Origin of the sequence: Streptomyces sp. NPDC046261 (assembly GCF_040646235.1) — a bacterium.
GTDB lineage: Bacteria > Actinomycetota > Actinomycetes > Streptomycetales > Streptomycetaceae > Streptomyces.
In genome coordinates this window covers 91088-116378 of record NZ_JBEYZU010000009.1, presented here as the reverse complement: position 1 = coordinate 116378, position 25291 = coordinate 91088, and the positions used below count along the sequence as shown (strand labels likewise).

Here is a 25291-nt window from a genome sequence, read left to right as displayed (position 1 = left end):
AAGGCGCATACGTGGTGGACACGCGTAGCGAAACGCTCGCGCAAGTGATGGGCAGCGAGGGGCCGCGCGTTCAGGTGAGGCGACCCGGTGGAGGCCGGGAGTGGGAGGTTCCGGCACAGGCGTTGCGGCTGGCGACGCGGCAGGAGCGGGAGGCGGCCGGCCTCCGGGTCAGCCCGTCGGCGTCGCCGCGGGGGTGCGCCGACTGCACGGCGCTGGAGGCGGCACGGCGGGAGGCCGCGGCCGGCGGCGACGAGAAGGCGACCGCGGACGCGACGGTGGCCGTGCGTGACCACTTCCGGTCGGCTCATCTGCTGCCGTCGGTGAGGGTCTCGTGACCCGGCGCACCGCGTACGGCACCGGCCGCCTCGTGGACGAGTGCCGGCACCACACCGGATGGACTCAGAACTCCGCGGGAGAGGCGCGCTGCGACCGGTGCGGGACGCGGCGTTTCCCGGACTACGGCTCGTTGCGGCCCCCGGGACTGCCGCAGGTGATCACGCCGTCGCCCGAGGCGGCGCGCGCGGCGGACCGGGAGGCGGCCCGCCGGGTGGCGGAGGCCGTGCGCCGGGGTGGGCCCGGTCGTCGCACGGCCGCCGCGGCAGCGACTTAGAGGAAGAAGGACTTCTGCTCGCCGAGGAAGTCGCCGTTCTTCAGCGGGTAGCCGGCGGTGACGCCTACGAGGTCACCCTTCTTGAAGGTGCCGCCCGTGTGGGATATGAGCTTGAGGTGCAGGGCGTGCGGCTGGTAGTCGCACGTCAGGTCCTTGTTGGGGATGGTCGCGGTGCCCATGGCCGGGAGGCCGAAGACACGGCCGGGGCCTCTGACGGTGACCTTCAGGTCGAGGTCGGAGCCCTTGTCGCAGGTGTAGGTGACGTCGGTCTCGACGGACTGGTTCGTCGAGCCGAGGGCGACCTTGTCGATGACCACGTTGTGGGTCTTCGCGGCGGCAGGGGAGGCGACGGCCACGGCGCCGGCGGTGACCATGAGGGCGGCCACGGCGGCGCCGGTCAGTCGGGTGGTGCGGGGCAGCTTCATTGCGTTCATCGGGTTCTCTCCCTTGAGATGGCGACGCAAGTGCGCAGACACGCATGCGACCAGAGCCCATCACAAACAGTCGATCTTGCTCTACATATTTATCGCCGGGTACGCCCCCCGATGGCCCCCGAGCGCCCCCGTCCTGGGATGCGGGCGGGCTGGAACACCGCGATCCTGAGGAGGTCAGGCGTTCCATAAGGAGGACGGCCATGTCCATGCTCGACAAGCTCAAGGGCCTCATCAAGGGCCACCCCGACCAGGCCCGCAAGGGCGTGGAGAAGGCCGGGGACGCGTTCGACGCGAGGACGGGGAACAAGTACCAGAGCCAGGTCGACACCGCTCAGCAGAAGCTGAACGAGCAGCTCGGCGCGGACCGCGAGCGCCCGCCGACCGACGACCGCTGAGGTTTCCTTCGACAGCCCGGGGCCCCGGCCCCGGGCTGCGTCCGGTTCACAGCAGACGGTCGATCTCCCCCGGGTACAGCCCGATGCGGCTGTGCCGGAACGCGTCCGCGTCGCGCCGCGCCCTCTCCGTGAAGAAACCGGCCATGGTGATCTTGTCGAATCCCGGCCGGTCGCTCGGGAAGGGCTCCTGGGGCGTGCCGCCGACCAGGACGGCGCCCTCGAGCACTGACCAGCCGGCGCTTTCGTAGAAGGCGCGCAGCGGGCGGTCGCAGGTGAACAGGCCCACGTCCGCGCCGCTTTGCGCGATCTCCTCACGGGCGGCAGCCACGAGCTGCCGCCCGTGTCCCTTGCCCCGGTGCGCCTCGGCCGTGGCGACCGAGCTCAGGCCGGCGGCGCGGTAGGTGTGGCCGGCGTGCGCGATGTCCTTGGAGAGGATGTCGAGGGCCGCCGTCACTTCGCCTCCGGGCGACACGAGCAGCATGACGACCGGGTTGAGCGCGCGGTCGTGGGGGCTGTCGCCGAGGCCGGGCCATGCCTGTTCGCGCAGGGCCGTCGCCTGCGCGCGTAGCGCTGACGGGACCTCAGGGTCCGCATAGGTCAACACCTTCACGTCCGCTTTCTCCCTCTTCATCCGCCGTACGGACCGCGCCACTTGTATGCGAGTCGGGGCACTCCTGATCTGTCTCGATCGTTTCTGCATGCCCGCGTTCACATGACGGACAGTTGAACCCTTGCTTGTTTTTGCTCAACTCACCGCATATCGGACGCAATTCACCGCTCATCGTTTACCAACAGATCAAATCCTTGTTGCGCCCCTGTCAAACACGCTCATTTGATGGCACGCTCTCCTCACTTCACTCCTGCACCACTCCTGCATCAGCGGGCCGTCTTGACCAGTCGGCCTGTAACCCCCCTCATAGGAGACAGAGTTGAGCAGCAACACCTCCACCTCCCGCAAGACCACTCTCCGCGCCGCCGCGCTGGTCGCCTCCGCCACGATGGTCGTCATCGGTGTGCAGACCGGCTCGGCGACCGCCTCGGCCGACAAGAGCAGCGGCGGGCAGCAGCTCGCGCTCTCCGCCGGGCAGAAGGCCTCCGCGATCAGAGACGCGCAGGGCGAGGCTTCTTCGACCGCCGCGAAGATCGGCCTGGACGGCAAGGAGAAGCTGGTCGTCCGTGACGTCATCAAGGACGCGGACGGGACGGTGCACACGCGCTACGAGCGTACGTACGACGGTCTGCCGGTGCTCGGCGGCGACCTGGTCGTGCACCAGAAGAAGAGCGGCGCCCGCGACGTCACGAAGGCGACCGACGCCGAGATAGCCGTGCCCAGCACGAAGCCCTCGCTCGCGCCCTCCGCCGCGAAGAAGAGCGCGCTCAGCGCCGCCGCCGACGAGAAGACGGCCAAGGCCGACGCCGGCCAGGCGCCGCGCAAGGTGATCTGGGCCGCGCAGGGCAAGCCGGTCCTGGCGTACGAGACGACCGTCACCGGCGTCCAGAAGGACGGCACGCCGAGCAAGCTGCAGGTCATCACCGACGCGAACACCGGCAAGAAGCTCTTCCAGAACGAGACCGTCCACACCGGCACGGGCACCAGCACCTACAGCGGCACCGTCCCGCTGACCACCACGCAGTCCGGCTCGGGCTACACGCTGACCGACGGCGCGCGCGGCGGCCACAAGACGTACGACCTCAACCAGAGCGAGTCCGGCACCGGCACGCTGTTCACCAACTCCAGCGACGTGTGGAGCGCGGCCCGCCAGAAGGCCGGCGTCGACGCGCACTACGGTGCGGCCGTCACCTGGGACTTCTACAAGAACGTGCTCGGCCGCAGCGGCATCAAGGGCGACGGCAAGGGCGCCTACTCCCGCGTCCACTACGGCAACGGCTACGTCAACGCCTTCTGGGACGACGACTGCTTCTGCATGACCTACGGCGACGGCGAGAACAACGCCAACCCGCTGACCTCGCTCGACGTGGCCGCCCACGAGATGAGCCACGGCGTCACCTCCGCCACCGCCAACCTGCGCTACAGCGGTGAGTCCGGCGGCCTGAACGAGGCCACGTCCGACATCTTCGGCACCGCCGCCGAGTTCTACGCCAACAACTCGACCGACCCCGGTGACTACCTCATCGGCGAGCGGATCAACATCAACGGCGACGGCACCCCGCTGCGCTACATGGACAAGCCGAGCAAGGACGGCTCCTCGCGCGACTACTGGTCCTCCTCCCTGGGCAACGTCGACGTCCACTACTCCTCCGGTCCCGCCAACCACTTCTACTACCTGCTCTCCGAGGGCAGCGGCAGCAAGGTCATCGGCGGTGTGACCTACAACAGCCCGACCTACAACAACAGCAAGGTCGCGGGCATCGGCCGGGACAAGGCCACCAAGATCTGGTACAAGGCCCTGACCACGTACTTCACCTCCACCACGAACTACAAGGCCGCCCGCACCGGCACCCTGAAGGCCACGGCGGACCTCTACGGCGCCACCAGCGCCGAGTACAAGGCGGTCAACGCCGCCTGGGCCGCGATCAACGTGAAGTAGTGACGTAGCCGACTTTCCGCAGCACCTCCCGAGGCGTCCGGAGCCCTCCGGCAGCCTCCCGGAGCCTTGCGGGGCCCGCGCTCCCGCCACCCGCCCGGTGGCCGGGGCCGCGGGCCCCGACGCTCGTGCAGCCCCCCTCCCCCGCGCCCGGCCGTTCCGTACTCGTCCGTTCCGTACCATCGAAGCGTGATCGACCTCGGCTACTCCCTCTCCCGCCGCTTCCCGGACCCCCCGCAGACGGACTACCGCACCGCGGATGTCCACACGCTGCGGCACGACCTGTTCTGCGGCGACGTCTACCTCGCCGACGTGAAGGCGGACCGGGAGCTGTCCACAGCCTGGGGATGGGTGCCGGTGCTCGACTTCGCCTGGGCCCTGTGCGACGTCATCGAGCAGATCGACCGCGATCCCCGGGGCAACCGCTCGTCGGCCACCCAGTTCGCCGAGCTGGACTTCACCGAGTCCACCGACTGCATGGTCTTCGAGCGCCGCTTCGGCTGGGTGGACGTCACCGCCGACTGGGCGCCCGACGAGCCCCCGCTGACCTTCAACCACCGGGCGCTGCGCCGCGAGGCCCGTGACTTCCTGCACGACCTGATCGCCGACCTGGCCGACATGCACGAGGGTCTCGCCGACAACCCCGTCGTCTGGGACCTGCAGAGCCGCTTCCCCCGCCTCTGAGCGGCTCCGGGCACGCGCGGGCCGTCGTCACTCGCCCATCGGCGCCTCCACCCGCAGACCGATCGACGCCGCGAACGCCGGGGCCAGTTCGAACAGTTGGGCCGGGCTGACGATCGCGCCCGACAGCCGCTCGATCCCCCCGGTGATCCGCAGCTCCGTGACCGCCCGCAGATCGACATCCTGCATCCGCACCCCGCTGAAGTCCGCCCCGCGCAGGACGCAGTCGCGGAAGACGACCCGCTCCAGCCGCGCCCCGCCGAAATCGATCTCGTCCAGCACACAGCCCTCGAACGTCACGTCCTTCAGCACGGCCTTCCGGGCGTTCAGATAGTCGATCTTGCCGCCCTTGAAGAGCACCCGCTCCAGACCCGCGCCGTGCACCTGCAACCCGCCGAACCGCGCGTCGCGCACCTCCACGTCGCGCAGCGACGCCTCCGCCAGGTCCGTGCCCACCCCGCGCACCCCGTCGAGCACGCAGTCCACGAACCGCGACCGGCTCAGCCGGGTCCCGTCCAGGGCACAGCGGTGGAACCCGCAGTCCACGAAGTAGGCGCTGCGGCTGTCCTGCCCCTCGAAGTCGGCGTCGGCGAACTCCAGGCCGTCGTGATCCCCCTCGGACTCCAGCTCCGGCCCGCCGAAGGGCAGCAGCTCCGGCAGCCGCACCTCGGGCAGCCGGGCCAGCGGCTGCCGGGCCTTGCGCCCGCTGCCGCCGCCCCGCGTCCCACGAGCCGTCGTCCCGCTCCTGTCGCCCATGCCACCCATGCCCGTCTCCCCCGCCGTCGCCGTCACGCTCCGTACGCATCCCACCGTGACACAGGGCACTGACAACGCCTTGACCTCAACCATGGTTGAGGCTGAAGACTCGGGACCGTTCCAGCGACGATCTTCGAGGAGAGCCTCCATGAGCGCCATGCACGCCGTCCGGCTGCACGCCTTCGGCCCCGCCGAGAACCTCACGTACGAGCGGACCGAAGCCCCCGTCCCCGGCCCCGGCCAGGTCCGGATCGCCGTGACGGCCGCCGGCGTCCACCTCGTCGACACCGCCCTGCGCGCGGGCGACCCCAACGGCCCGTACCCCCTCCCCGAACTGCCGGCCATCCCCGGCCGTGAGGTCGCCGGCACCGTCGACGCGCTCGGCGAGGGCACCGACCCGGCCTGGCTCGGCCGCCGCGTCGTCGCCCACCTGGGCGCCGCCGCACCGGGCGGCGGCTACGCCGAACGGGCCGTCACCGACGCCGAGCGGCTGCACGAGATACCGCGGGGGCTGGGCGAGGACCAGGCCATCGCCATGATCGGTACGGGCCGCACCGCGCTCGGCATCCTCGGCTTCACCGAGCTGACCGGCGACGACGTCGTGATCGTCACCGCGGCCGCCGGGGGCATCGGCTCCCTGCTCGTGCAGTACGCCCGCAACGCGGGCGCCACGGTCGTCGGGCTCGCCGGCGGGCCGGCCAAGGTCCGGCACGTCAGCGCGCTGGGCGCCGACCACGCGCTGGACTACAACGACCCCGAGTGGGCCGAGCGGGCCCGTACCGCCCTGTGGGGGAAGGCCGCCACGGTCGTCTTCGACGGCGTCGGCGGCCCGGCCGCCCGCGCCGCCGTCGAGCTGCTCGGGCCCGGCGGAACGCACCTCGTCTTCGGCTGGTCCGCGCGGGGCATCACCGGCGGCGGCCCGCCGGAGTTCGACCCGGCCTGGCTCGCCGAACGCGCCATCACCTCGCGGAACGTGCTCGGCCCGGCCATGCTGGACCGTTTCGGCGGCGGCCAGAAGGGGCTGCGGCGGCTGGAGGAGGAGTCCCTGGCGCAGGCCGCCGCCGGCAAGGTCGTACCGGCCGTCCATCGCTTCCCGCTCGCCGAGGCCGCCGCCGCGCACAGGGCGCTGGAGACGCGCGGAACGGTCGGCAAGGTCGTCCTGATCCCCTGATCCAAGGCTGACGCGCGGATGTCACCCGGCGGGCCTACGCTGGACTGCGAGCTTCTGCACGCCATCGGCCGCTTGCCGCAGCCGGCCGCGAGAGCAGGTATTCATGAGCTCGACGAGTCAGCCTCCCGTGACCCCTCCCTCTCGTCCCTCTCGACCCACCCGTTCCCCCCAGCCGGACCCGCGCCGCTGGTGGGGACTGGTGGTGATCGCCCTCGCACAGCTCATGGTCGTCCTCGACGCGACCATCGTGAACATCGCGCTCCCCTCCGCGCAGCGCGAGCTCCACATGTCCGACAGCAACCGGCAATGGGTCATCACCGCCTACACCCTCGCCTTCGGCGGGCTCCTGCTGCTCGGGGGCAGGATCGCCGATGTCGTCGGGCGCAAGCGCACCTTCCTCATCGGCCTCGTCGGCTTCGCCGCCGCCTCCGCCCTGGGCGGGGCCGCACACACCTCGGGGCTGCTGTTCGCCGCCCGGGCCCTGCAGGGGGCCTTCGGGGCCGCCCTGGCGCCCTCCGCGCTGTCACTGCTGGCGACGACGTTCACCGACCTCACGGAGCGCAGCAAGGCGTTCGGCATCTACGGCGCGCTCGCGGGCGGCGGCGCGGCTATCGGGCTGATCACGGGCGGGCTGCTGACCGAGTACCTGGACTGGCGCTGGTGCCTCTACGTGAACGTGCCGATCGCCCTCGTCGCCCTGCTGGGCGCGCTGTGGCTGATGCGCGAGCCCCGCCCGGACCGCGCCGGACGGCCGTCTTTGGACCTCCGCGGTGTGATGCTGGGCTGCGGGGGCCTGGTGGCGGTCGTCTACGGCTGCAGCGAGGCGCAGCCGCTCGGCTGGAGCGACCCGCTCGTGCTGGGTCTGCTGTGCGGCGGCGTGGCGCTGCTGGGCGCCTTCGCGTGGTGGCAGACGCGGTCGCGGCACCCCCTGCTCCCCCCGCACATCGTCCGCGACCGCAACCGCGGCGGTGCGTTCCTGACGCTGGCGCTGGCCGTCATGGGGATGTTCGGGATGTTCCTGTTCATGACCTACTACCTGCAGACGGTGCTGGGCTATTCGCCGCTCAGGGCGGGGCTGGCGTTCCTGCCGCTGACGGCCGCCATCATCTTCGCCTCCACGCAGATCTCCGCCCGCCTGATGAACCACCTGCCGCCGCGCCTGCTGATGACGCCCGGTGCCGTCCTCGCCTCCGGCGGGCTGTTCGCGCTGACGTTCCTGACCGTCGAGCCCGCCTACGCCTCGCACGTCCTGCCGGCCATGATCCTGGCCGGCCTCGGCATGGGCCTGATCTTCATGCCCGTCATGGACGTCGCGACCTCGGGAGTGGCCGTCCACGACTCGGGCGTCACCTCCGCCACCGTCAACACCGCGCAACAGGTGGGCGGTTCCATCGGGACGGCGCTGCTCAACACCATCGCGACCTCGACGAGCGCCACGTACATCACCGCGCACCTGAAGACCGCGGCCGTCACGGGCGGCCTCACCCCGGCCGTGACGGACCGGGTCACCAAGGAGGGCGTCGTGCACGGCTTCGGTGTCGCCATCGCCTGGGGCTCGGGCATCATGCTGCTCGCGGCCGCGGCCGCCTGGCTGCTGATCACCGCGCGGGCGCCCAAGCACGGGACGGCGGCCCCCGCGTACGCGCCCGCCTACGATCCCCACCGCATGCGGGCCGTCTGACGCCGCGATATTCGGTGGCGCGCGGGGCCCGTCCGCGTCATTGTGGCGCCCATGCCGATCAGAGACGCCGACCCCGCCGACTGGCCTGCCATCTGGCCGTTCTTCCGGGACATCACCGCCGCCGGCGACACGTACACCTACCCCCGCGACCTGACGTTCGAACAGGGGCGCGAGTGGTGGATGCTGACGGCTCCGGGCCGGACGGTCGTGGCGGTGGACGACGACGGGACGGTGCTCGGCAGCGCCAAGATGAACCCCAATCAGATGGGCGGCGGCTCCCACATCGCCAGCGCCAGCTTCATGGTGGCGCCCGGGCACGCGGGCCGCGGCGTCGGCAGGGCCCTCGGCGAGCACGCGATCGCGTGGGCGCGCGCCGAGGGCTACCGCGGCATGCAGTTCAACGCCGTCGTCGAGGCCAACACCCGGGCCGTCGGCCTCTGGCGCTCCCTGGGCTTCACGGTCCTCGGCACGGTCCCCGACGGCTTCCGGCTCCCCGACGGCTCGTACACGGGGCTGCACATCATGCACCGCCCGCTCGCATAGCCGCGGCTAGGCCACGATCCGCAGCTCCCTCGCCGTGTTGTTCAGCCGCCGCCCCCCGGTCTCCGTACAGAGCACGATGTCCTCGATGCGGACGCCGAAACGGCCCGGCAGATAGATGCCCGGCTCGATGGAGAAACACATTCCGGGTACGAGGGGCAGATGTTCACCCTCCACCATGTAGGGGGGCTCATGCGTGGTGACGCCGATGCCGTGGCCGGTGCGGTGGATGAAGTACTCGCCGTACCCCGCCCGGCGGATGACCTGCCGGGCCACCCGGTCGATCTCCTGGCAGGCGATGCCGGGACGCACCGCCTCGAACGCCGCCTGCTGCGCCTCGCGCACCAGATCGTGGACCTTGCGCTCCTCCGAGGACGGCTCGCCCACGTGCACGGTGCGGGTCGTGTCGGAGCCGTAGCCGTCCTTGAGCCCACCGAAGTCGAGCACGACCATGTCGCCGTCCTCGATGACGCGTTCGCCCGCCTCGTGGTGCGGGTTGGCGCCGTTGGGGCCCGAGCCGACGATCGTGAAGTCGACCTGGCTGTGCCCGTTCTCGCGCAGCAGCCTGGCCAGGTCGGCGGCCACCTCGCTCTCCCGGCGGCCCGCGAACCGCAGGTCGACGATCTCCTCGTACGTGGCGTCCGCCGCGGCTCCCGCCGCCGCGAGCCGCTCCACCTCGTAGGCGTCCTTCACCGCCCGCATCATGGGCAGGGCCTCGGTGAGCGCGCCGTAGGCCGTGCCCGGGCAGGAGCGCTGGAGGGCGAGCAGGTGCAGCGCCCAGGTACTGTCCGAGACGCCGTAACGGCCGTGCCCGTCCAGGAGCTTGGCGACCGCCGCATAGGGGTCCTCGCCGTCCGTCCAGCCGATGATGGCCAAAGCTCCCGCACCGGGGGCGCGTTCGGCGTCGGGGCGCTCCAGCTGGGGCACGATGAGCTGCGGACGGCGGCCCGGCGCGAGCAGCAGGGCGGTCAGCCGTTCGGTGGCCGCCGGCGGACCGTAACCGCACAGCCATACGAGGTCGGGGCCCGGCGTGACGATCAGTCCGGCCAGCCCTTCCTGAGTGGCCGCCCGGGCGGCGCGGTCCATGCGCGCGGCATAGAAGTCGACATCGCTCATGGGGGCAGAGTAATCCCCACGAAGGCGCTCGGCAGGGCGGTCTCTACCCCACGGGTGAGAGGCCCTCCTCCCCAGGGTGGAGATCCTCCCGACCCCTGGGTCGATTTCCCCCTGATTCCCCCCGGAAATCATTGTGTCCGGGGAACTCGGCTGCCTAGCGTGTTCATGCCCGTGCTGCACGCCCGTATGAACACCCCCGCAGTCGAATCCGCTGCCGGCCGCACAGATACAGCGACGCAGCGATGTCAAGGTAAAAACGTTGAAGGAGCACCATGTTCCGTCGAGTCGGGCGGTTCGCCGTCCACCGGCCCTGGCTCACGATCGCGGGTTGGATCATCGCAGCCGTGGCCCTCGCCCTGTTGGCCCCAGGACTCAAGTCCACCACCGATGAAACCGAGTTCCTGCCGTCCCACTACGAATCCGTACAGGTGGGCAACCTCCAGGAAAAGGCCTTCCCCAAGACCGAACAGCCCGCCGCCATAGCCGTCTTCCAGCGGACCGACGGCGGCAAACTCACCGACGCCGACCGTCGTGACGTCATCAAGGTGGCCGGCGGGCTCGACGGCAAGCACCGGGAGAAGATCGCCAAGGTCGTCACCGGACCGCAGGCCGTCTCCCCGAACGGGGAAATAGCCCTTGCCAACATCATCGCCACCACCAAGAACGCCTACGACGAGCAGTTGCCCAAGTCGGTCAAGCAGTTGCGCGAAGACGCCAAACAGCTGCTCGACGGCACGCAATTGAAGGTGGGAATCACCGGTCAGGCGGCGACGACCCTGGACTCGCAGGAGTCCTCGGGCGACACCGACGCAATGATCATGTCGGCGACGCTGCTGCTCATCATCGTGCTGCTGCTGGTCATCTTCCGCAGCCCGCTGATCGCCATCCTGCCGGTCCTCATCATCGCCGTCGTCTCGGTCGTCGCGACCGGGCTCATCGGCACCGCCGCCGAACTCGGCGGCCTCAAGGCCGACGCCTCCATATCCGCGATCCTCATCGTCGTGCTCTTCGGCGTGGGAACGGACTACATCCTCTTCCTGCTCTTCCGTTACCGCGAGCACCTGCGGGCCGGGCAGGAGCCCAAGCAGGCCCTGGAGGACGCGGTCGCCAAGGTCGGCGAGACCATCGCCTCGGCCGCCGGTGCCGTCATCGTGGCCTTCCTCGCGCTGCTGCTCTCCACGATGGGCATGATGCGCGCCATGGGCCCGTCGCTGGCCATCTCCGTGGCCGTCACGCTCGTGGCCGCCCTCACGCTCGTACCCGCCGTCTTCTCGCTGCTGGGCACCAAGGCCTTCTGGCCGTCCAAGGCGTGGAAGAAGCAGTCGAAGAATCGTTTCGCGAACGGCGTCGGCAACCTCGTCTCCCGCCGTCCGGGCATCATGGCGGTGCTGTCCACCGCCGTGCTCGCCGTGCTGGCCGTGGGCGCGTTCGGCTTCAAGGCGGAGTTCGACACCTCCAGCCAGATGTCGCAGAAGCTGGAGTCCGTCCAGGCCATGAAGGACATGCAGCGCGGCTTCTCGGCCGGCCAGTCCGACCCGGCCATGGTCTACCTCAAGTCCAAGGACGGCTCCCCGCTCGACAAGGCCGGCCTGGAGACCTTCCGCGGCAAGCTGGAGACCGTCGACGGCGTCGCCAAGGCCGCACCCGCCGTCACCAACCCCGACGGCTCCGTCGCCCAGTACAGCGTCGTCCTCAAGTACGCACCCTCCAACGAGAAGGCCATCGAGCTCGCCGGCGGCGAACTCCGCGACAAGGCCCACGCCGCCGCGCCCAGCGGCAGCGAAGCCCTCGTCGGCGGCACCTCCGCCGTGCTCTCCGACATCCAGGACGCCGTCGGCCACGACTACCGGCTGGTCTTCCCCGTCGCCGGCCTCGCCATCATGATCATCCTCGGCCTGCTGCTCCGCAGCCTCGTCGCGCCCCTGTACCTGATGATCGCCGTCGCCCTGGGCTTCGGCGCCACCCTCGGCTCGACCGTCTGGCTCTTCCAGGACTACAAGGGCGAGAACGGCCTGCTGTTCATGCTGCCGGTCATCGTCTATCTCTTCGTCGTCGCCATCGGCACCGACTACAACATCCTCATGGTCGCCCGCCTGCGCGAGGAAGTGCAGCGCGGCGTCCCGCCCCGGGAGGCCATCCGCACCGCGGTCGCCCAGTCCGCCCCGACCATCAGCGCGGCGGCGATCATCCTCGCCGGCACCTTCGGCGTCCTGATGCTCGCCGACAACTCCATGCTCCAGCAGATGGGCTTCGCGGTGGCCTTCGGCATCCTGCTCACGGCCTTCGTCATGGCCATGCTGCTGGTGCCCACGGTCACGTCCCTGCTGGGCCACAAGGCGTGGTGGCCGGGCCACCAGGACTCCCCCAAGGCCACCGCCGCCCCGGCGGACGCCCTGGGCACCGCTCCCCACTGGGAGAGTGAGCAGGTCCGGCGCTAGCCGCCACGGCCCGTGAAACGCACAGAACCGCAGGTCCCCTCCCGGGGGCCTGCGGTTCTGTCGTGGAGCCGACTGTCGGGTTCGAACCGACGACCTTCGCTTTACAAGAGCGGTGCTCTACCAGCTGAGCTAAGTCGGCTTGCGAGAGGCAGTCTAACCGGACTCCGACCATGCACAGGCCATCAATTTCGTAACCCGCCGACTGCTGACAACCGTCCCCCGCCCGGGTAGCGTCACCGGCGATCCCGTCCAATTGGACTGGACCACTCCCTCTACTCGGATCGTCCGGCACGTTCCTGCCGGTGAAGGGACGCATCACCATGGCCACAGTCACGTTCGACAAGGCGACCCGCATCTACCCGGGCGCCCAGAAGCCGGCCGTCGACCAGCTCGACATCGCCATCGAGGACGGGGAATTCCTGGTCCTCGTGGGCCCCTCCGGCTGCGGCAAGTCCACCTCGCTGCGCATGCTGGCGGGACTGGAGGACGTCAACGGCGGATCGATCCGCATCGGCGACCGCGACGTCACCCACCTGCCGCCGAAGGACCGGGACATCGCGATGGTGTTCCAGAACTACGCGCTGTACCCGCACATGACCGTGGCCGACAACATGGGCTTCGCCCTGAAGATCGCGGGAGTGCCCAAGGCCGAGATCCGGCAGAAGGTCGAGGACGCGGCCCGCATCCTGGACCTCACCGAGTACCTGGGCCGCAAGCCCAAGGCCCTCTCCGGCGGCCAGCGCCAGCGCGTGGCCATGGGCCGCGCCATCGTCCGCGAGCCGCAGGTCTTCCTCATGGACGAGCCGCTGTCCAACCTCGACGCGAAGCTGCGCGTGCAGACCCGTACGCAGATCGCCGGGCTCCAGCGCCGCCTCGGCATCACCACCGTCTACGTCACCCACGACCAGGTCGAGGCCATGACCATGGGCGACCGCGTGGCGGTGCTCAAGGACGGGCTGCTCCAGCAGATCGACTCGCCGCGCAACATGTACGACCGCCCCGCCAACCTCTTCGTCGCCGGCTTCATCGGCTCGCCCGCCATGAACCTGGTCGAGGTCCCGATCACCGACGGCGGCGTGAAGTTCGGCAACAGCATCGTGCCGGTCTCGCGCGAGGCGCTGACGACCGCCGCCGACAAGGGCGACCGCACGGTCACCGTGGGCGTGCGCCCCGAGCACTTCGACGTGGTCGAGCAGGGCGCCGGCTCCGCCGGCTCGCTCAGCAAGGACGCCCCGGCCGGCCTCGCCGTCACCGTCAACGTCGTCGAGGAGCTCGGCGCCGACGGCTACGTGTACGGCACCGCCGAGGTCGGCGGCGAGCAGAAGGACCTCGTCGTGCGCGTCAACGGCCGGCGCGTACCGGAGAAGGGCTCCGTCCTGCACGTCGTCCCCCGCGCGGGCGAGCTCCACGTCTTCTCCACGTCCACCGGCGAGCGCCTCAGCGACTGAGCCCGCGGAACACGCCCCGCGCCCCGGGCACGTCGTGTACGGGCCCGGGGCGCCGCCTTGTCGGCAAAATCCCCGACACATCCCTCATTTCGAGCCCGCTGTGTCAACGCAATAACCGCACCTGTGCGCAGCCGCGTCACCCGACCGGGTGACTAAATGTCGCCGCATCATTACCCCTCGCTACCATCTCCGGCATGAACCAGGCCGCCCGCCGCATCGGCAGAACCCTCGCTCTCGTCCTTCCGGTCGTTCTTGTGCTCTCGGGGACTCTCGCGGTAACGCGTGTCCCCTGGGCGGCACCGAACGCCGAGTCGCAGGTGCTCACCGCATCCTCCGACAACGCCTCCACCGTCGCGCAGGTGCGCGCGCCGCACGAGCTGCTGCGCGACCGGCTGATGCGTGAGCTGCAGGAGAAGAACCCCGGCGTCGCGCTCACGCATCTGCAGGAGGCGACCAACGGCCGCCCGTCGCTGGCCCGGCACTGCGCGGACATCGCCCGTGCGCTGGGGCGTGCGGCGGTCGCCAAGTACCACTCGGTCAAGCAGGCCCAGTCCTACGCACGGCCCGTCTGCGACACGGCCTTCGCCTCGGGCGTCCAGAGCCACTGACGGCCCCCGACAGGCCCCTTCGGCCCCGGGGCCGGCTCCGAGCCTCCCCAGGGGGCTCCGGGCGGCCCCACGGCCGCCCTCATGGCTACGGGCAGGCCCACCGGCGGCGTCCCCGCTCGCGGCACCGCATATCGTGCGGGGCATGACCGCCGCGCATCCCTACCCGTACCCCGCGCAAGCCGTGATCCTGGCCGGAGGCCAGGGGTCACGGCTTCGCCCGTATACCGACGACCGTCCCAAGCCGATGGTCGAGATTCCCGGCACGGGAGTCCCGATCATCGGCCATCAGCTCGCCTGGCTGGCCGCCGAAGGCGTCACGGACGCCGTGGTCTCATGCGGCCATCTGGCCGAAGTTCTGCAGGACTGGCTCGTGTCGGCCGATCTGCCGCTCCGGGTGACCACCGTGGTCGAGAAGGAGCCGCTCGGCCGGGGCGGCGGGCTCAAGTACGCGGCCGCGTCCCTGCCCCGCCCCGACGAGCCCTGGTACGCCACGAACGGCGACATCTGGACGCGCTTCTCGCTGCGGGAGATGGCCGCCTTCCACCATGAGCGCGACGCCACGGCCACCCTGGCGCTGGCCCGGCCGCGCATCCCGTGGGGTGCGGTGAAGACCGACGAGTTCGGGCACGTCCTGGACTTCATCGAGTCGCCGCCCTCGCCGTACCAGATCAACGCCGGCGTGTACGTGTTCTCGCCCGGCTTCACCGATCTGCTGCCCGAGCGCGGCGACCACGAACGGACCACGTTCCCGCGGCTGGCGCGCGAGCGCCGGCTGGCCGGCTACCCGCTGCCGCACGGGGCCTACTGGCGCGCCATCGACACCGCCAAGGACCTGACCGAGGCCGCCAAGGAGCTCGCCCGCTAGCAAGCGGCCACGCCCCCGTACGCCGAACGCCGGCCGGGCTGGAGATCCAGCCCGGCCGGCGTGTGGGGGGTGGGAAGGCGGTTCAGCCGAGGAGGCCGCCGAGGGCGCCTCCGCCGCGTGAGCTGCCCGAGGTGGAGCCGCTGGACGTGCCGCCCGAGCCGCCCGTACCGCCTCCGGTGGAGGTGCCCGTCGAGGCGCCCGAGGAGCTGTTCGGCGGGGCCGCCGGCGCCGGGGCCTGACGCGGGGTCTGCGGGGCGGGGCGGACGCTGCCGGTGCTGCCGGGCCGGCCCGCGGTGCCCGCCGAGCTCGCGGGCGTCCGTGCCGCGCCGGGCGCGGACGGGGTGGCGGCCGGTGTCGGCTTCCGGTTGGAGGCGCTGGGCCGCGGGGTGCCCGCGACCGCGGGGCCGTGCGAGCCGCGCGGGGTGGACGAGGAGGGCCGCTGCGGGAGCGGTGAGCCGGGGAGGCTGTTGGCGGGCGGGGCGGGCGTCCCGGGCGCCTCGGCGACCCGGGAGGACCGGACGGCCCCGCCGAGCATCGAGCCGGCCAGCAGGGAGATCCCGATGAGGACCGTCGCCATGACGGTGCCCCGGCGCAGCACGCGCCGCCGCAGGTCCCACAGCGCGGCGCGCGGGCCGAGCCGCCGCCATGCCTCGCCGGCCAGCCGACCGTCGACCGAGTAGAAGGGCGCCCCGGCGATCACCAGGGGGCTCCACGCGGCGAGGTAGATGATGTCGGGCGCGTCGTAGGCGGGGGCGCTCTGCCAGCTGACCGTGACGAGGAGGACCGCGGACAGCAGGGCGCCGATGGCGGCGGCGAGCCGCTGCCAGAGGCCGAAGATGGTCAGGATGCCGACGACGACCTGGAGGAAGGCGACGGTGAGCCCGGCGCCGACGGGGTGGCTGAGCGCGAGGTCCCGCAGGGGCTCGGCGACGGGCCACGGGTGGAGCTGGGTGAGCCAGCCGACCATGGAGCCGCGCTTGCCGCCGTCGAAGTACACCGGGTCGCACAGCTTGCCCATGCCGGCGTAGATCGAGATGAGGCCGAGGAAGATGCGCAGCGGCAGCAGGACGACGCCGAGGTTCATCCGGCGCCCGGGGTAGTAGGCGTGACGGACGGAGTCGGTGCGGTCCTGCTCGAGCTCGTCGTCCTCGTCGGGGTCCTGCTCGTCGAACTCGGGGTAGTCGTAGCCCTCTTCGTCGTACGCGCTCCCGGTGGGGCGCACGCCGTGCAGCAGCTGGGTGCCCGGGCCGTCCGGGGCGGCGGCCTCGGCGGGCGAGCGGGGGCCGATGACGGTGGTCGGGGGGCCGTCGTCCGCACTGATGCGCGGCAGCACCTGGGTGGCTCCGGCGTCCCCGGCGGCCGGATGGCCGGGCCCGGCGCCGCCGGAGTCCCGGACGGCCTCCAGGAGTTGGGTGGAGGCCGAGTCGCCCGGACCGGTCCGCCCGCTCCACACCACGGGGGCGCGGCGCTTGGCCGCGCCGCTTTTGACGGAGGGCAGCCGCGCCGTCTCCACTCCTCCGGCGAACGGCCGGACGGCGCGTGGGGGCCGGGCAAGCTGCACCCGGAAGCTCAGGTGGTTGACGATGACCTGCGCGGGGTCGGACGGGACCTTCACCGTACTCAGCACGGGCTGGTCGTCGTAACCCGAAGAGCTTCCCCCCGTAGGTGTGCGGGGTGTTCTGGTGTCCACACTCATCTAACCGAGTGACCGGAGATTAGGACACTGCCTTGACCGGTTCGATGTGTCCGAGACCCGTCAAGATCATCAACAAAACGCCCGGCGGCCAGGGAAGATCATCCCTGGCCGCCGGGCGAAACGGTTCGCGTCAGGCGCGGCGGCGCGCCGCCTCGTAGAGCACGACGCCCGCGGCGACACCGGCGTTGAGCGACTCGGCACCGCCCGGCATCGGGATCCGCACCCGGAAGTCACAGGTCTCGCCGACCAGGCGGGACAGGCCCTTGCCCTCGCTGCCGACGACGATGACGACCGGGCCCTCCAGGGCCTCCAGCTCGTGCAGCTCGACGTCGCCGTCCGCGGCGAGGCCGACGACCATCAGGCCCTCCTTCTGGTACGCCTCGAGCATGCGCGTCATGTTCGTGGCGCGCGCCACGGGCGTACGGGCGGCCGTGCCGGCCGAGGTCTTCCAGGCGCTGGCGGTCATGCCGGCCGCGCGGCGCTCGGGGACGACGACGCCGTGACCGCCGAAGGCGGAGACGGAGCGGACGACGGCACCGAGGTTGCGCGGGTCCGTGATGCCGTCGAGGGCGACGATCAGCGGGTCCTCGCCGTCGTCGTAGGCGGCCGCGGTGAGGTCCTCGGGGTGCGCGTAGTCGTACGGCGGCACCGAGAGCACGAGGCCCTGGTGGTTGAGGCCGTTGGTCATGCGGTCGAGCTCGGGGCGGGGGGCCTCCATGAGGTTGAGGCCCTTTTCCGTGGCGAGCTGGAGGGCCTCGCGGACCCGCTCGTCGTTGTCCAGGAACTGCTGGACGTAGAGCGTGTTCGCGGGGACGCCCTCGCGCAGCGCCTCGACGACCGAGTTACGGCCGACGACGAGCTCGTTGGTGCCCTTGGGGCCGCCGCGGCGCGGCGCGGGCCGCCGGGCGGCGGTCCGCTTGGCCTGGGCGCTGGCGAGGCGGTTCTTCTTGTGCCCCTTGCGCTCGGAGGCGGGCGGGGTCGGGCCCTTGCCCTCCAGGCCTCGGCGCCGCTTGCCGCCGCTGCCGACCGTCGCGCCCTTCTTGTTGGACGTGCGGCGGTTCCTGCGCTGGCTGTTGCCGGCCATGGGGTCACCTGTTTCTTTACTGCTCAGAGCCTCTGGGACAGAGGCTCAGTAAACGTACGTACGAAAAGTGTCCCTCAGGACAGGGACCAGCGCGGTCCGGTCGGGGTGTCCTCGATCGCGAGTCCGGAGTGCTGGAGCTGATCACGGATCGCGTCCGCGGTCGCGTAGTCCTTGCGGCCCCGGGCCGCCTCACGCTGCTCGAGCACCAGCCTGACCAGCGAGTCCACCACGCCGTGCAGATCGTCACCACGACCCGCGGCGCCGGCCCACTGCTCGTCCAGCGGATCCAGACCCAGCACACCCAGCATCGCACGGACCTCGGCCAGCCGGGCGACAGCGCTTTCCTTGTCGTCGGCGGTCAGCGCGGAATTGCCCTGCCGGACGGTGGTGTGGATGACCGCGAGCGCCTGCGGGACGCCCAGGTCGTCGTCCATCGCCTCGGCGAACGCCGGCGGCACCTCGGCGGCGGGCTCCACGGCTCCGGCCTTCTCCACGACCCGCTGGATGAAACCCTCGATCCGCGCGAAGGCGGACTCGGCCTCGCGCAGTGCTTCCTCGCTGTACTCGATCATCGACCGGTAGTGCGGGGTGCCCAGGTAGTAGCGCAGGACGATGGGCCGCCAGTGCTTGACCATCTCCGAGACGAGGACGGAGTTGCCCAGCGACTTCGACATCTTCTCGCCGCTCATGGTCACCCACGCGTTGTGGGCCCAGTACTGGGCGAAGCTGTCGCCGAAGGCCTTGGCCTGGGCGATCTCGTTCTCGTGGTGCGGGAAGATCAGGTCCAGGCCACCGCCGTGGATGTCGAAGGACTCGCCCAGGTACTTGTGGGCCATGGCCGAGCACTCCAGGTGCCAGCCGGGGCGCCCGCGGCCCCAGGGGGTCTCCCAGGAGGGCTCGCCGGGCTTGGTGGCCTTCCACATGGCGAAGTCGCGGGGGTCGCGCTTGCCGGTCTCGCCCTCGCCGGAGGGCTGGAGCAGGTTGTCCAGCTCCTGGTTCGACAGGCTCAGGTAGCCGGGGAAGGAGCGCACGTCGAAGTAGACGTTGCCGTCGGCCGCGTAGGCGTGGCCCCGCTCGATCAGGCCCCGCATCATCTCGATCATCTCCGGCACATGGCCGGTGGCACGGGGCTCGACGGTCGGGCGCAGGCAGCCGAGGGCGTCGTAGGCGGCGTTGAACGCGCACTCGTTCTCGTAGCCGATCGACCACCACGGGCGGCCCTGGTCGGCGGCCTTCGCGATGATCTTGTCGTCGATGTCGGTGACGTTGCGCACGAAGGTCACGTCATAGCCGCGGTAGGTGAACCAGCGGCGCATGATGTCGAAGTTCAGACCCGAGCGAATGTGTCCGATATGCGGCGCGGCCTGCACGGTCGCACCACACAGGTAGATCGAGACGCAGCCCGGAACGATCGGGGAGAAGTCGCGGATCTGCCGGGCGCTGGTGTCGTACAGGCGAATGGTCACGGCACCAGGGTAGTGGGCCGCGAGGGGTGCCCAGGGCAAAGCCCGGGCGTGGATAAACGGAGCCGACGCCACCGCCACCCTCCGCATACGCTCCGCGCACAGGGAACGGCGCGCTTTGTCCCTTATCTTCTTTATGCACCATAAGTACGATCACTTCTGGTAGCTTCCCGGGCACACCTCGACTTCGGCTTTCCCGACCTCCCGGCGAGACGCCGCGGACCCAGGAGGGGCGTTGCACTCCACTCTGCCGGTACAGCAGGAGCATCCGGAACGACGCCCGCCGCCGGCCCCCGCCCCGCCCGGCGGCGCCGGCGCCGGGCCCGCCGGGCGGGGCGGGAGGCTGGCGGCGCTGGACGGGCTGCGGCTGTGCGCGGCGCTGATGGTGGTGGCCTACCACTACATCGCCTTCGACAGCGGCGCCTGGCCGCGGCCCGCGCAGACGCTCTTCCCCGTGGCGCACCTGCCCGCCGCCTACGGCTGGCTCGGCGTCCAGCTGTTCTTCCTGATCAGCGGCTTCGTCATCTGCATGAGCTGCTGGGGCAAGAGCGTCGGCGACTTCGCCGTCTCGCGCGTCACCCGGCTCTACCCCGCCTACTGGTTCGCCGTGCTGGCCGTCACGCTCGTGGTCTCCCTCTGGCGGTCGCCGGTGAACGCGGTGCCGTCCCTGCGGAACGTCGCCGTCAACCTGACGATGCTGCAGGACCCCCTGGGGGTGGAGCCGGTCGACGGGGTCTACTGGACCCTCTGGGTCGAGCTGCGCTTCTACCTTCTCTTCGCGCTCGTCCTCCGCAAAGGACTGACGTACCGGCGGGCGGTGGGCTTCTGCGCGGTCTGGGCCTTCGCCGCGGTCGTCGCGAAGGCGGCCGACGACCGCGCGCTCGCCCTGCTCCTCATGCCGCACGACTGCTGGTACTTCATCGCGGGCATCGCCTTCTACCTGATGTACCGCTTCCGGCCCGACCCGGTGCTCTGGCTGATCGTCGCCGGCTGTCTGCTGATCGCCCAGCACGATCTGCTGGGCGCCCACGCGCGGGCCGAGGGCTACATGGGCCACCACGTCCCGCGCTGGCCCACGACGCTGCTGCTGGCCCTGTTCTTCCTGGCCCTCGCGGCCGTCGCGCTGGGCTGGACGCACCGTGTGCGGGGGCGGTGGCTGTCCACGGCCGGAGTGCTGACCTATCCCCTCTACCTGATCCACGAGCGCATCGGCTGGGCCGTCATCCACCGGGCCGAGGGCCACATGCCGCGGTATGTGCTGCTGCCCGCCCTGGTGACGGCCATGCTGCTGGCCGCCTGGCTGGTGCACCGCCACGTGGAACGCCCGCTGGCCCGGTTGCTCACGCGCGGCCTCCAACGGGCGATGACGCAGGCCCGGACGGCCGACACGGCGGTACGGACCGGGTAAGGGGGAGGGAAGGGAAACCTGGAGGAGACAACCGTCACGGCCCGCGCGAGCCCATTCTGTGTCAGCATGCCAGCGCGACGGCCCCGCATAGGATGAGCCGACAAGGCAACCGGAGAGGACGACATGCGTTTCGCCAGCCGAGGCCAACTCGATGGCGGCCGGACAGCCGTCCGACAGCAGTCCACCCCCAGACCCAGGTTGTACGTCCTGGACGGGCTCCGCCTTCTGGCGGCCCTCATGGTCGTCGCCTTTCACTACACCGCCCTGCGCGGCGGCTGGGGCCGGCCCGCTCACGAAGTCTTCCCCCACCTGGAGATCGTCACCCGCTACGGGTGGACGGGCGTGGAGGTCTTCTTCCTCATCAGCGGCTTCGTCATCTGCATGAGCACATGGGGCCGCTCGCTGGGCGACTTCGTGGTGTCGCGGGCCTGCCGCATCTATCCCGCCTACTGGGTCGCGGTCCTGCTGACCGCCGGTGTCGTCGCGCTGTGGCCACAGGTGCGCAGCGTGAAGAACTGGGACGTCGTCCTCACCAACCTCACGATGCTCCAACAGGGCATGGGCGTCTGGGACGTCGACGGCGTCTACTGGACGCTGTTCGCCGAGCTCAAGTTCTACGTCCTCTTCGCGATCGTCGTGGCGAGCGGCGTGACCTACCGCAAGTGCGTGCTGTTCTGCGGGCTGTGGACGGTGGCGTCGGTCATCGCGCCTTCCGCCCACATCAAGTTGCTCGACATCTGGGCGATGCCGCTGTTCTCGCCGTACTTCATCGCCGGCATCGCCTTTTACCTGATGCACCGTTTCAAACCCACGGCCCTGCTGTGGGGCATCGTGGGCCTGTCCCTGCTGCTCGCCCTGCACGGGGTCCCGAAGCGGGTCGCGGACAACGCCGACGGAGTGGTGCCGACCTGGCCCGCCACGCTGATCATCGTCTTCGCCTTCGTCCTGATGGCCCTGATCGCGAACGGCGCCCTGGACCGGGTGCAGTGGCGCTGGCTGGCCACGGCGGGCGCGCTGACGTACCCGCTGTACCTGCTGCACCAGTACATCGGCATGACGATCATCTACGGGCTGCGCGACCATGTGCCGGCCACGCTGCTCGTCGGCGCGCTCATGGCCGTCATGCTGGGGGCCGCCTGGCTGATGCACCGCTGCGTGGAGCGGCCGCTCGGCAAGCGGCTGCGCACGGCGCTGCTCAAGGGCATGGAGGAGATGCGCCGCGAGTCCGCCGCCCCCGGTGCCCCCGGCGCCGGCCGGAGCAAGGGGCCCGCCGCGCTGCGCGAGAGCCTGCCGCTGCTGAAGGAGCCCCGCCGTTACGACCAGCCCGAGCCGGACCGCGTCGGCGCCGCCAAGTCCTCCGACGGCGCCTGAGACGAACGGACGACGAAGGGACAGGCCGCGGTCCCCTACAGGGAGCCGACGACCTTGTGCGGCGTGATGCGGACGACCACGCGCTCGGCGTCCTGGGCAGCGGCCGGGTTGAAGTCGGCGTAGTCCTTGCCCGTGTACTTGCGTGACAGCTCGTTGATGAGCGCGTCGCCGCCCTCGAAGGTGATGTCGGCGGTGCCGCGCACCTCGGCGTAGGTGTAGGGCGCGTTGGGCGGGTTGATCATGACGGTCACGCGCGGGTCGCGGCGCAGGTTCTTCTCCTTGCGCCGCCCCAGCGTCGTGGAGACCAGCAGGTCGCCGCCGTCGCGCTTGACCCACGTGACGGTCAGCTGGGGGCTCCCGTCGGGCTGGATGGTCGCCACGGTGGCGAAGACGGGGTTGTCGTCGATGTACTTCTTCAGGTCTTCGGAGAGCTCGGCTGGCACGGTCGGTCCTTCCGTCGCTGACTTCGCGGACACCATGTTCACGCAGCACCGTATTCCCGGCGACGGGGATACGGTGCGCGGGACGCGCTGCCTCAGCCGCCTTGGACGACGGAGGGGTAGACCAGGGCGGTGGCGATGGCCGCGAGGCCCTCCGCACGGCCCGTCAGGCCCAGCCCGTCCGTCGTGGTGCCCGAGACGGAGACCGGGGCGCCGACGGCCGCGGAGAGGGCCTTCTGGGCCTCCTCGCGGCGCTTGCCGATTTTGGGCCGCACGCCGATCACCTGGATGGCGACGTTGCCGATCTCGAAGCCGGCGGCGCGCACGATGCGGGCGGCCTCCGCCAGCAGGGTGACGCCAGCCGCGCCCGACCACTCGGGCCGGTCCGTGCCGAAGTGCGCGCCGAGGTCGCCGACGCCGGCCGCCGAGAACAGCGCGTCGCAGGCGGCGTGCGCGGCGACGTCGCCGTCGGAGTGACCGGCGAGGCCGTGGGTCGCGCCCTCCCAGAGCAGGCCCGCGCACCACAGCTCGCGGCCCTCCTCGAAGGCGTGGACGTCCGTGCCGACGCCCACCAGGGGCAGCACCGGGCGGTGGGGCTCAGAAGCCATCGTTGGCCCTCCTGCGGGCGAGTACGGCCTCGGCCAGGACCAGGTCCAGCGGCCGGGTGACCTTGAACGCCTCCTCGTGGCCGGGGACGACCACCACCTGGACGCCGAGCCGCTCGACCATGCCGGCGTCGTCCGTGGCGCCCTCGCCCTCCAGGACGACCTTCTCGTGCGCCTCGGCGAGCGTGGCGCGGTCGAAGCCCTGCGGGGTCTGGACGGCGCGCAGCAGCGAGCGCTCCGGCGTGCCCACCACGGGCTCCGGCTCACCGGCGCGCTCGCCGGTGCGGGGCTCGACCTGCTTGACGGTGTCCGCGAGCGGCAGCGCCGGTACGACGGCGGGTGCTCCGGCCCGTACGGCCGCGGCGACGGCGTCGACGGTGTCGACGGGCACCAGCGGGCGGGCGGCGTCGTGGACGAGGACGGCGGCGATGTCGTCGGGGAGGGCCGCGAGGCCCAGCCGGACGGACTCCTGGCGGGTCTGTCCGCCGGGGACGACCACGACGTCGGTGCGGGTGCTGTCGCGGTCGGCGAGCGGGTACTCGTCGAGGAGGTTGCGGACCTCGGCGGCGCCGTCGGGCGGGGCCACCACGACCACGAGCGAGACGGCGCGGGAGGCCGTCATGGCCCGGACCGCGTGGACGAGCATGGGCGTGCCGCTGAGGGCGCGCAGCGCCTTGGGGGCGCCCGGCCCCAGCCGTACGCCCCTGCCCGCCGCCGGAATGACGGCGGCGGTGCGCGGAGGGGGCCCCGATGGGACGGGGGTGACCGGTGCGGCGGCTCGATCAGACATTGCGTTCGCGTTCAGGTTTGCTTCCTCGGCCGAATTGGGTATGGCCTCAGCGTGCCGGGCACGATGCCCCGACCAGCCCCTTCCGTGACGACTGGCCGGGACGGCTGCCCGGGCCCGGCACGCCAAGTACGGCGATACGGACGATATGCACCACAGCGGGGATGCCAGAGCAGAGATGCCGCAGCGCCCGGCGGATGACTGACGTCATCACGCGGGCACCGCGGCACTTCTATACGTCCGGTTGGGGCCGGCCTCCGGCGGCCGAAGACGTCCCCGTCCCGGCCGGACACCGACACCTGTGCGTCAGGACGCGAGAACCTCGTCGAGCAGGGCCTCGGCCTTGTCCTCGTTGGTGTTCTCCGCCAGGGCCAGCTCGCTCACCAGGATCTGTCGCGCCTTGGCGAGCATGCGCTTCTCACCTGCGGAAAGACCGCGCTCACGCTCGCGGCGCCACAGGTCGCGGACGACCTCGGCAACCTTGATCACGTCGCCGGACGCGAGCTTCTCGAGATTTGCCTTGTAGCGACGGGACCAGTTCGTCGGCTCTTCCGCATACGGTGCGCGCAGCACCTCGAAGACCCGGTCAAGCCCGTCCTGGCCGACCACATCGCGAACACCGACGAACTCCGCATTGTCCGCCGGCACCCGAACCGTCAGGTCACCCTGGGCGACCTTCAGCACCAAGTAGGTCTTGTCCACGCCTTTGATCTGGCGAGTTTCGATGGCCTCGATCAGCGCGGCCCCGTGATGGGGATAGACCACGGTGTCGCCAACCTTGAACGTCATGTGACAGGTACCCCTTCCGTGGCTATCCAGTCTAACACGGGCAGAGCCTGTTCTGAATGGCGTTTCCGCAGGTCAGGGCATATCTCGGGGCTTGACAACAGCAACCGGAACGTGCTGCGGGAGCCTTCCGGAAGCGGGTATTCGCAGGTCGGAGCGGTTGTCCGGGCAAGGCGAAAGCCACACGTTACACGTGTCGGACAGGCCCCGCGAGCGGCCGAACGTCCCGTTTTGCCGGGGTCCGGTCGGCGGACTTCCGGTACTCCGTTCGGGGCGCGCCCGCCTTCCGTGCGGGTAATCCGGAATTGATCAAGCCGAACTTGATCAATTCCGGAACTCCTCGGCGGATCCTTCCTGTGCGC

25 protein-coding genes and 1 tRNA gene are annotated in these 25291 nt (G+C 70.9%); 14 read left to right on the top strand and 12 right to left on the bottom strand.

The annotated features are described in order from the left end of the window. Window positions 1–11 precede the first annotated feature (11 nt). Both ABZ956_RS18500 and ABZ956_RS18495 read left to right on the top strand, forming a co-directional pair. The gene (locus tag ABZ956_RS18500) at window positions 12–335 is read left to right on the top strand and encodes a hypothetical protein (protein ID WP_361894232.1); all 324 of its coding nucleotides are present in this window, start codon (window positions 12–14) and stop codon (window positions 333–335) included. Then, window positions 332–610, top strand: coding sequence for a DUF6255 family natural product biosynthesis protein (locus tag ABZ956_RS18495; protein WP_361894229.1), 279 nt, complete (start codon window positions 332–334; stop codon window positions 608–610). The genes ABZ956_RS18500 and ABZ956_RS18495 overlap by 4 nt, the downstream gene beginning before the upstream one ends. Here ABZ956_RS18495 and ABZ956_RS18490 read toward each other — a convergent pair. Continuing rightward, window positions 607–1044, bottom strand: a complete 438-nt coding sequence (locus ABZ956_RS18490; RefSeq protein ID WP_361894226.1) for a hypothetical protein — start codon at window positions 1042–1044, stop codon at window positions 607–609. The two genes, ABZ956_RS18495 and ABZ956_RS18490, sit on opposite strands and share 4 nt — an antisense overlap. Before the next feature lie 200 nt (window positions 1045–1244). Between ABZ956_RS18490 and ABZ956_RS18485 the strand changes: the two genes are divergently transcribed. After that, entirely contained in the window at window positions 1245–1439 is a 195-nt protein-coding gene (locus tag ABZ956_RS18485) for an antitoxin (protein WP_361894223.1), read from the top strand. 46 nt (window positions 1440–1485) lie between these two features. Here ABZ956_RS18485 and ABZ956_RS18480 read toward each other — a convergent pair whose 3' ends face one another. Next, a complete protein-coding gene (locus ABZ956_RS18480) occupies window positions 1486–2049 on the bottom strand; it encodes a GNAT family N-acetyltransferase (RefSeq protein WP_361894220.1) in 564 nt (187 codons plus the stop codon). A 319-nt stretch (window positions 2050–2368) separates the two neighbouring features. Between ABZ956_RS18480 and ABZ956_RS18475 the strand changes: the two genes are divergently transcribed. Beyond that, window positions 2369–3988 (top strand): M4 family metallopeptidase, encoded by a 1620-nt coding sequence (locus ABZ956_RS18475; RefSeq protein ID WP_361894218.1) that lies wholly within the window; start codon window positions 2369–2371, stop codon window positions 3986–3988. Window positions 3989–4174: 186 nt separating this feature from the next. Next, a complete protein-coding gene (locus ABZ956_RS18470) occupies window positions 4175–4669 on the top strand; it encodes a hypothetical protein (RefSeq protein ID WP_361894215.1) in 495 nt (164 codons plus the stop codon). A 27-nt stretch (window positions 4670–4696) separates the two neighbouring features. Here ABZ956_RS18470 and ABZ956_RS18465 read toward each other — a convergent pair whose 3' ends face one another. After that, the gene (locus ABZ956_RS18465) at window positions 4697–5431 is read right to left on the bottom strand and encodes a pentapeptide repeat-containing protein (RefSeq protein WP_361894212.1); all 735 of its coding nucleotides are present in this window, start codon (window positions 5429–5431) and stop codon (window positions 4697–4699) included. Window positions 5432–5579: 148 nt separating this feature from the next. Between ABZ956_RS18465 and ABZ956_RS18460 the strand changes: the two genes are divergently transcribed. The 3 genes from ABZ956_RS18460 (at window position 5580) to ABZ956_RS18450 (ending at window position 8817) form a co-directional block, all read left to right on the top strand. Continuing rightward, window positions 5580–6593: a zinc-binding dehydrogenase gene (locus ABZ956_RS18460; RefSeq protein ID WP_361894664.1), complete on the top strand. Its 1014-nt coding sequence runs from the start codon at window positions 5580–5582 to the stop codon at window positions 6591–6593. Between the two features lie 103 nt (window positions 6594–6696). Then, window positions 6697–8274, top strand: a complete 1578-nt coding sequence (locus tag ABZ956_RS18455; protein ID WP_361894209.1) for an MFS transporter — start codon at window positions 6697–6699, stop codon at window positions 8272–8274. A 51-nt stretch (window positions 8275–8325) separates the two neighbouring features. Then, on the top strand, window positions 8326–8817 hold the full coding sequence (locus tag ABZ956_RS18450; protein WP_361894207.1) for a GNAT family N-acetyltransferase: 492 nt from the start codon (window positions 8326–8328) through the stop codon (window positions 8815–8817). 6 nt (window positions 8818–8823) lie between these two features. Here ABZ956_RS18450 and ABZ956_RS18445 read toward each other — a convergent pair whose 3' ends face one another. Continuing rightward, entirely contained in the window at window positions 8824–9930 is a 1107-nt protein-coding gene (locus ABZ956_RS18445) for an aminopeptidase P family protein (RefSeq protein ID WP_361894204.1), read from the bottom strand. A gap of 272 nt (window positions 9931–10202) precedes the next feature. Here ABZ956_RS18445 and ABZ956_RS18440 point away from each other — a divergent pair, with 272 nt between their 5' ends. Beyond that, on the top strand, window positions 10203–12368 hold the full coding sequence (locus tag ABZ956_RS18440) for an MMPL family transporter (RefSeq protein ID WP_361894201.1): 2166 nt from the start codon (window positions 10203–10205) through the stop codon (window positions 12366–12368). 63 nt (window positions 12369–12431) lie between these two features. Here the strand turns inward: ABZ956_RS18440 and ABZ956_RS18435 are convergent. After that, window positions 12432–12507, bottom strand: a tRNA-Thr gene (locus ABZ956_RS18435). Between the two features lie 181 nt (window positions 12508–12688). On the opposite strand from ABZ956_RS18435, the gene ugpC reads away from it, so the two are divergent. The 3 genes from ugpC (at window position 12689) to ABZ956_RS18420 (ending at window position 15289) form a co-directional block, all read left to right on the top strand. Continuing rightward, on the top strand, window positions 12689–13816 hold the full coding sequence (ugpC, locus tag ABZ956_RS18430) for a sn-glycerol-3-phosphate ABC transporter ATP-binding protein UgpC (RefSeq protein ID WP_361894198.1): 1128 nt from the start codon (window positions 12689–12691) through the stop codon (window positions 13814–13816). Window positions 13817–14010: 194 nt separating this feature from the next. Then, window positions 14011–14424, top strand: a complete 414-nt coding sequence (locus ABZ956_RS18425) for a hypothetical protein (protein ID WP_361894195.1) — start codon at window positions 14011–14013, stop codon at window positions 14422–14424. A gap of 142 nt (window positions 14425–14566) precedes the next feature. After that, window positions 14567–15289 (top strand): nucleotidyltransferase family protein, encoded by a 723-nt coding sequence (locus tag ABZ956_RS18420; protein WP_361894192.1) that lies wholly within the window; start codon window positions 14567–14569, stop codon window positions 15287–15289. Window positions 15290–15371: 82 nt separating this feature from the next. Here the strand turns inward: ABZ956_RS18420 and ABZ956_RS18415 are convergent, their stop codons facing one another. The 3 genes from ABZ956_RS18415 to cysS all read right to left on the bottom strand — a co-directional run bounded on the left by ABZ956_RS18415 (window position 15372) and on the right by cysS (window position 19535). Then, entirely contained in the window at window positions 15372–16985 is a 1614-nt protein-coding gene (locus tag ABZ956_RS18415; RefSeq protein ID WP_361894189.1) for a DoxX family membrane protein, read from the bottom strand. A 130-nt stretch (window positions 16986–17115) separates the two neighbouring features. Next, a complete protein-coding gene (gene rlmB / locus ABZ956_RS18410) occupies window positions 17116–18069 on the bottom strand; it encodes a 23S rRNA (guanosine(2251)-2'-O)-methyltransferase RlmB (RefSeq protein WP_361894186.1) in 954 nt (317 codons plus the stop codon). A gap of 74 nt (window positions 18070–18143) precedes the next feature. Next, a complete protein-coding gene (cysS, locus tag ABZ956_RS18405; protein ID WP_361894183.1) occupies window positions 18144–19535 on the bottom strand; it encodes a cysteine--tRNA ligase in 1392 nt (463 codons plus the stop codon). Between the two features lie 232 nt (window positions 19536–19767). On the opposite strand from cysS, the gene ABZ956_RS18400 reads away from it, so the two are divergent. Both ABZ956_RS18400 and ABZ956_RS18395 read left to right on the top strand, forming a co-directional pair. Continuing rightward, window positions 19768–20940, top strand: coding sequence for an acyltransferase (locus tag ABZ956_RS18400; RefSeq protein WP_361894180.1), 1173 nt, complete (start codon window positions 19768–19770; stop codon window positions 20938–20940). Window positions 20941–21177: 237 nt separating this feature from the next. Beyond that, window positions 21178–22311: an acyltransferase gene (locus tag ABZ956_RS18395; RefSeq protein ID WP_361894177.1), complete on the top strand. Its 1134-nt coding sequence runs from the start codon at window positions 21178–21180 to the stop codon at window positions 22309–22311. A 35-nt stretch (window positions 22312–22346) separates the two neighbouring features. On the opposite strand, the gene ABZ956_RS18390 is transcribed toward ABZ956_RS18395, so the two are convergent. The 4 genes from ABZ956_RS18390 to ABZ956_RS18375 form a co-directional block, all read right to left on the bottom strand. Further along, window positions 22347–22754 carry a PPOX class F420-dependent oxidoreductase gene (locus ABZ956_RS18390; protein ID WP_361894174.1) on the bottom strand — a complete coding sequence of 136 codons (408 nt, stop codon included), beginning with the start codon at window positions 22752–22754 and terminating at the stop codon, window positions 22347–22349. Between the two features lie 92 nt (window positions 22755–22846). Continuing rightward, window positions 22847–23359: a 2-C-methyl-D-erythritol 2,4-cyclodiphosphate synthase gene (gene ispF, locus ABZ956_RS18385; RefSeq protein WP_361894171.1), complete on the bottom strand. Its 513-nt coding sequence runs from the start codon at window positions 23357–23359 to the stop codon at window positions 22847–22849. Then, window positions 23349–24146, bottom strand: a complete 798-nt coding sequence (ispD, locus tag ABZ956_RS18380) for a 2-C-methyl-D-erythritol 4-phosphate cytidylyltransferase (RefSeq protein WP_361894168.1) — start codon at window positions 24144–24146, stop codon at window positions 23349–23351. Before ispD ends, ispF begins: the two co-directional genes overlap by 11 nt. Window positions 24147–24449: 303 nt before the next feature. Then, the gene (locus ABZ956_RS18375; protein ID WP_003953493.1) at window positions 24450–24932 is read right to left on the bottom strand and encodes a CarD family transcriptional regulator; all 483 of its coding nucleotides are present in this window, start codon (window positions 24930–24932) and stop codon (window positions 24450–24452) included. Between the last annotated feature and the right edge of the window lie 359 nt (window positions 24933–25291).